The sequence below is a fragment of the Bradyrhizobium sp. 159 genome (assembly GCF_023073795.1).
Taxonomy (GTDB): Bacteria; Pseudomonadota; Alphaproteobacteria; order Rhizobiales; family Xanthobacteraceae; genus Bradyrhizobium.
Genome location: NZ_JADPKE010000007.1, coordinates 1 through 5,618 on the forward strand (window position 1 = coordinate 1; position 5,618 = coordinate 5,618).

4 protein-coding genes are annotated in these 5,618 nt (G+C 64.4%); 1 reads left to right on the top strand and 3 read right to left on the bottom strand.

The annotated features are described in order from the left end of the window. Nucleotides 1-137: 137 nt before the first annotated feature. The 3 genes from IVA96_RS01705 to IVA96_RS01715 form a co-directional block, all read right to left on the bottom strand. The gene (locus IVA96_RS01705) at nucleotides 138-446 is read right to left on the bottom strand and encodes a cytochrome c (protein ID WP_247277416.1); all 309 of its coding nucleotides are present in this window, start codon (nucleotides 444-446) and stop codon (nucleotides 138-140) included. A 12-nt stretch (nucleotides 447-458) separates the two neighbouring features. Further along, complete coding sequence (locus IVA96_RS01710; RefSeq protein ID WP_247415116.1) at nucleotides 459-1,658, bottom strand: molybdopterin-dependent oxidoreductase; 1,200 nt, start codon at nucleotides 1,656-1,658, stop codon at nucleotides 459-461. A 331-nt stretch (nucleotides 1,659-1,989) separates the two neighbouring features. After that, on the bottom strand, nucleotides 1,990-3,720 hold the full coding sequence (locus IVA96_RS01715) for an adenylate/guanylate cyclase domain-containing protein (RefSeq protein WP_247415117.1): 1,731 nt from the start codon (nucleotides 3,718-3,720) through the stop codon (nucleotides 1,990-1,992). A gap of 260 nt (nucleotides 3,721-3,980) precedes the next feature. Here IVA96_RS01715 and IVA96_RS01720 point away from each other — a divergent pair, with 260 nt between their 5' ends. Beyond that, the gene (locus tag IVA96_RS01720; protein ID WP_247415119.1) at nucleotides 3,981-5,510 is read left to right on the top strand and encodes a glycosyltransferase family 39 protein; all 1,530 of its coding nucleotides are present in this window, start codon (nucleotides 3,981-3,983) and stop codon (nucleotides 5,508-5,510) included. The last annotated feature ends 108 nt before the right edge of the window (nucleotides 5,511-5,618 follow it).

Sequence of the window (5,618 nt, forward strand, 5' to 3'; positions counted from 1 at the left end):
CCTGACACCACCATCTCCTTGCGCCTCAAGCTCAAGCGCGCCGGGTGGAACGATGCCTTTCTTTTTGAGCTCCTCGGCCACATGCGATAGCCCTGCCCTCCAGGGGAGGGTAAGAGAAAACGCGTTGACGCGGTCCTTCAGTACGTCGCGGCCAGATAATCGACGATCTTGCCGACATCGGCATCGTCGATCGGTGCGCCATAGACCTTGATCATCTTGGTCACCTCGGCCTGCCAGAAGCCCTTCTTGTCCTTCATCGGCGGCTGCGTGGCGATGTAGTCGGACGAGTGGCAGGCGCTGCAATTGCCCTGCACGACCTCGAGATTGGGCCCGGGCTTTAATGCCGCGACCTCGTCTGGGGTCTTGTAATTGACCGGTGCCGCAAGTGCCGAACCGATCACGGCGGCGAGAGCGAGCGAGATGGCGAGGAGAACGGTGCGTTGCATGATCATTCTCCTTCAGGCCACGGTCACGCGGACGGTTTCGACGACGTTGCGCAGATAACCCGCCGGGTTCCAGCGCGGCGTATCCGGCTGGGTCTCGCCGCCATTGCCGGTGGCGCGGACTTTGAGCTCGTGGCTGCCGGCCGCGAGCTTCACCGGCAGCTTCCATTCGCGGAACGAGTACTTGCCTAGATCCTTGCCGAGCTTGGCGCTGGTCCAGGTCTTGCCGCCGTCGGAGGAGACCTGGACCTCCTTGATGCCCTTGCCGCCGTCGAAGGCGATGCCGCGCAGCATCGCAGTTCCCGCCTTCAGCTTGGCGCCGTCGGGGATGCTGGTGATGAAGGAGCGGATGGTGAATCGGTTGATCGGGATCGTCGCCTTCGGCGCGGTGCCCGGCTCGACCGCGTTGTTCGGCGTGTCAGGGATGCGATACGCCGACTTCATCCAGAAGCCGTCATAGACGTTGTCGATCACCGTGATCTCGTTGAGGTGCTTGACCCAGTAGGTGCCGTAATAGCCCGGTACGATCAGGCGCAGCGGGAAACCGTTGAGGAACGGCAGGTCCCCGCCGTTCATGCCATACGCCAGCATCACCTCGCCGTCGGTGGCGTGATCGAGATCGAGCGCCTTGACGAAATCCGGCGTCTTGTCGCTGACCGGGCCGTCCATGCCGTTGAAGGTGACCTGCTTGGCGCCGGCCTGCACGCCCGCCATTTCCAGCACCGCCTTCAGTGGCACGCCGCGCCAGCGCGCATTGCCCATGGCGCCGTTGGCGAGCTGGCCGCCGGCAACACGTGGCTCGAAGAAGCCGCGGCTGTTGCCCGAACACTGGTTGACGGCGACGATCTCGGTCGCCTTCATCTTCTTGATGTCCTTCAGCGACAGCTTCAGCGGCTTGTCGATCTTGCCCTTGACCTCGAGCGTGAACTTGTCGGGGTCGAGATTGTAGGGCAGGTCGGAGAGATGATAGCGCACGAAGAATGCGTTGTTGGGCGTGATCGGGCCCTCGTTGAACACCGCGAACGGCGTCTCGAGCTGCGGCGGCCGGCTGGTCAGGCCGATCATCGGCCGCTTCTGTGGATATTTCACCAGCGGCCGTTCGCCATTTCCAAAGGGCAGGGTGACGGTGTCGAGCGCCAGCGCTCTGGTTGAGTTCAGTGTGGCCGCAAGGGCGGAAAGGCCCGCTCCTTTGAGCAGGTCGCGTCGATCGAACATTCTCATCCCCTCCCGGAGCTTTTCGTCGGATCGCGGTCATCACCGCGATCCCGCACTCATCTGTTGCAACGATTTGGACGAAGTCAATTCGTGCTTTCGCAGCAAGCCCATGCCGCTGCGTTGCAGCAGGCCGGTGTTACGCCGCGATGATTCCAGCGGGGTGGATCAATGGTGCCGCAGAACTCGCTCGACTCTCCCGCTTGCGGGAGAGGTCGCGCCGAAGACGCGGGTGAGGGCTTTCCCCTCTGGGGGATTGTCGCGTTGCGGAAACACCCTCTCCCCAACCCTCCCCCGCAAGCGGGGGAAGCGCACCTTTCGTGTGGCCTACGCGCTACGCGGCAACGCGCTCGCCTCGGTCGACGAGCGCCGTCAAGTCCCTCGCATCCGCGACGACACGCACGGCAAGCGGCTCGTCGCGGCCGCGGATCGCGACCTCCTGCTGCGGCAGGGCGTCGTCGGCAAGGCCCGCGGTGCGGCGGACTTCCTCCGAGACAATAGCCTCGCAAGCGAGCGTCTTGGTCATGTCCTGAAGCCGGGCAGCGACGTTGACAGCATCGCCGAGCGCAGTGAAGACGATGTGATCGCGATAGCCGATGTCGCCGATGATGACCTCGCCGCCATGGATGCCGATGCCGAAGCGGATCGGCTGGCGCAGATCGTGGCTCAGGAGCTCGTTGAGCTCGTCGATACGCGTCGCGATGCCGGAGGCCGCCTTCAGCGCCTGCCGGCAGGCCGCTTGCGGATCGGCCGACAGCCCGAACAGCGCCAGCATGCCGTCGCCGACGAACTGGTTCGGTTGACCGCCGTTCTCGATCACGGCCTGCGACACCGCGCCGAGGAAGCGGTTGACGATGAAGACGGTGTCGAACGGCAGCCGCTTTTCCGCGAGCTGGGTCGAGCCGCGCATGTCCACGAACAGGCTGACCAGATAACGCTCCTGGCCGATTCTGGCGGGCGTCGAGGCTTGCGCATTCGCGGAGAGTGTGTGCGGTGTGAAGAGCTGAAAGAAGGAGAGGTCGGACGTCGGCCGCAGCTGGCAGGCGAGCCTGATCGAGGGGTCGCTGGCGCCGACGCGGGTCAGCACGAAAGCCTCGCGCGGCGACGGCTCGGGCAGGGCGCCATGATCGCCGATGATGCGGATGCGGCAGGTCGAGCAGCGGGCGCGGCCGCCACAGACGCTGGCATGCGGCACATTGTGGCGCAGGCTTGCTTCCAGCACCGACAGCCCCTTGGGGACCCGCACCGTTTTCCCATTGCCGTAGGACAGCGCGATCATGCCGCCGCGCCGTTCGCGCAACGCGCGCACGCCGCGCGCCGCCAGCGCCAGTCCGAGCAGGCCGAAATAACCGATGGTGAGGCTGCCGGTGATGCGGTCGAGCGTATTGCCTTCGGCAACCGTGCCGATCTGGCGGCGGCTGAGATTGTGCGTACGCCATTCTCCATCGTCGCTCTCGACGGCGACGCTGCGTCCGCCCTGGTAGATGCCGAGCAGCGACAGCGTCGGAATCAGCACGGCAGCCGCGAGCAGATAGGGTGCCGCCCGCGCGAAGAACGGTTTGAGGCGAAGCCAGAAGAAGATCCCGATGCAGCCGTGCACCCACGCAATCAGAAGCAGGATCGTCATCTGCCAGAGCCGGCCGGGCGAGGCGACGAAGAACAGATAGAGCTCCTGCGGATAGAGTTTCTGGTGTCCATACAGCGTCTGGCCGAGCCGCACTCCGATCACGTGTGCCATGATCAGGACGGGGATGCTCAAGCCCAGCACCAGCTGTAGCGGCTCGATCGTCCGCCAGCGGAACTGCCGGCGCTGGTACAGCGCGTAGAGGCCAAGCCCCATATGGGTAAGTGCGGCCGTGTAGAAGACGATCGCGATTGGGAGGAACTGCCAGAATACGGTGTGGTAATAGACCCCGACCTCCATGGCATCGACCGAGATGTTGCCGAGCGCATGGTTGAGGAAGTGGCTGACCACGTAGGAGAACAGGATGACGCCGCAGACGAGCCGCACCTGCCGCACGCTGGTGGCACGGACGGCGGACATCTGTATGGGAGCGGTGGCCATGATTCGATTGTATCAGTTCATGAAAGAGAACAGCCAGCGTAGCGTTTAATTCCGGAGGTGGACAGCTTTGGAGATCACATGCGCGGCAAGGAGCCACACACTCCGCCGTCGTCCGGGGCGAGCGCGCGTCGATCCGCGACGACAGGGAGAATGGAGCTCCCGCATTGACTCCCCGTCCCAGGTTGGCGAAAAGCGCGGCCGTGACGATAGCCCCTGACATCACCGTTTCCCTTCGCGGCCCCGCGCGCCGGCCCCTCGTCATGGCCGCGGCGATCATCGCCGCGATGACCGTGCTGCGCATCGTCTACGCCTCGGAGATCGAGTTGCGGACCGACGAGGCCTATTACTGGACCTGGTCAAAGGAAACGGCGCTCAGCTTCCTCGATCATCCGCCTGGCATTGCCTGGCTCATTCGCTTCGGCACCGCGATCTTCGGCGATACCGCGCTCGGCGTCCGCTTCGGCGGCATCGTCGCGATGCTGATGACGCAGCTGCTGCTCGCCGACATCGTCCGTCGTCTCACCCATAACGCACGGGCAATCATGATCGCGGTGCTGATGCCGGAGGCCGCGCTCTATTACGGCCTGCTGATGGCCAAGATCGCGCCCGATGTCGCCATGATCCCGTTCGCAATGGCGATGATGTGGTCGCTGGTGCGGCTGGCGCAAAGCGGCGATGGACGCTGGTGGCTTGCGGCCGGGCTGTTCGCGGGCCTGTCGATGCTGTCGAAATTCACCGCGATCCTGTTCGCGCCCGCGGTGGCCGCCTTTCTGCTCGTGCCGGATTGGCGCTGGCGTTGGTTGCGTAGCCCCTATCCCTATCTCTCAGTGCTGGTCGCGACCCTCATGTTCTCGCCGGTGCTGATCTGGAATGCGCAGCACGACTGGGCCTCGTTCCGCTTCCAGGGGGTGCGCGCCACTGCGAATTACGGCATTTCGCTGCGCACCATCGGTGATTACATCGGCCTGCAATTCGGCCTGGTCGGCTTCGTGATGCTGCCGGTGGTGCTAACGGGCCTGGTGCTGACGGCGTGGCGCGGCTATCGCACGCGAGAGCCGGTCGCCATCCTGTTGTCAACCGCGGTGCTGGTGCCGTTTCTCTATTTCCTGGTCAAGTCGATGACGCTGCGGGTCGGCGACACCTGGCCGATGTTCATGTGGCCGGTTGGCTTTGCCGCTGCGGCAGTGAACCTCGCAACGATGACGAAGGAGCGATGGTCGGCTCGCATGCTCAGATCGTCGGCGTTCTGGGCCAGGACATCCATCACGACGGGCATCGCCTTCGTCGTCATCGTGTTCCTCTATTACGTCGCCGCGTCCTGGAATCTGCTCGGCAAGATCGATCCGATCGGCGCCGAAGCCGGCTACGAGCAAGTCGCCGCGCGCGCGCAGGCCGCACTCGACGAGACCGGCGCGACCTGGATCGCGACGACCGACTACCGCACCTACGCCATGATGCGCTGGCTGTTCAGGGGCCGCGTGCCCGTCGTAGAGATCAACGAGCGCGGCCGCTTCCAGGATTTCCGCGATCCCGGCATGGACCGGATCAGGGACCACGCCGGCATCTATGTCGGGCGGGAGCCGGATCATCGATCATTGCTGTGGGAGAGTATCCCGGCGAAACGCAAGCGGCTTGGCCAAGTCGAGCGCCGCTGGCGCGGGCTCGTGATGGACACCTATGTGCTGGAAGAGCTCACCGGCTGGACCCCGGAGCTCTCACCGCCGAAGGACTCGCCGCTGTTCCAGTGGCGGGTGCTGGCGGGGGAACTCGAGAAGCGAGAGCTCGCCTAGAGGCAAGCTCTGAGCAACCGGCGACATGGGTAACAGTTCAAACCGACGACATGGGTAACACAATTCTCGTTTCGTTCAGGCCTGCTGTTGTTGGGGCTGTGGACCCTG

Excerpts from the sequence above, each read along its gene's own strand:
- IVA96_RS01705 (WP_247277416.1), bottom strand. The coding sequence starts at position 446 with ATGCAACGCACCGTTCTCCTCGCCATCTCGCTCGCTCTCGCCGCCGTG.
- IVA96_RS01720 (WP_247415119.1), top strand. The coding sequence starts at position 3,981 with ATGGCCGCGGCGATCATCGCCGCGATGACCGTGCTGCGCATCGTCTAC.
- IVA96_RS01710 (WP_247415116.1), bottom strand. The coding sequence starts at position 1,658 with ATGTTCGATCGACGCGACCTGCTCAAAGGAGCGGGCCTTTCCGCCCTT.
- IVA96_RS01715 (WP_247415117.1), bottom strand. The coding sequence starts at position 3,720 with ATGGCCACCGCTCCCATACAGATGTCCGCCGTCCGTGCCACCAGCGTG.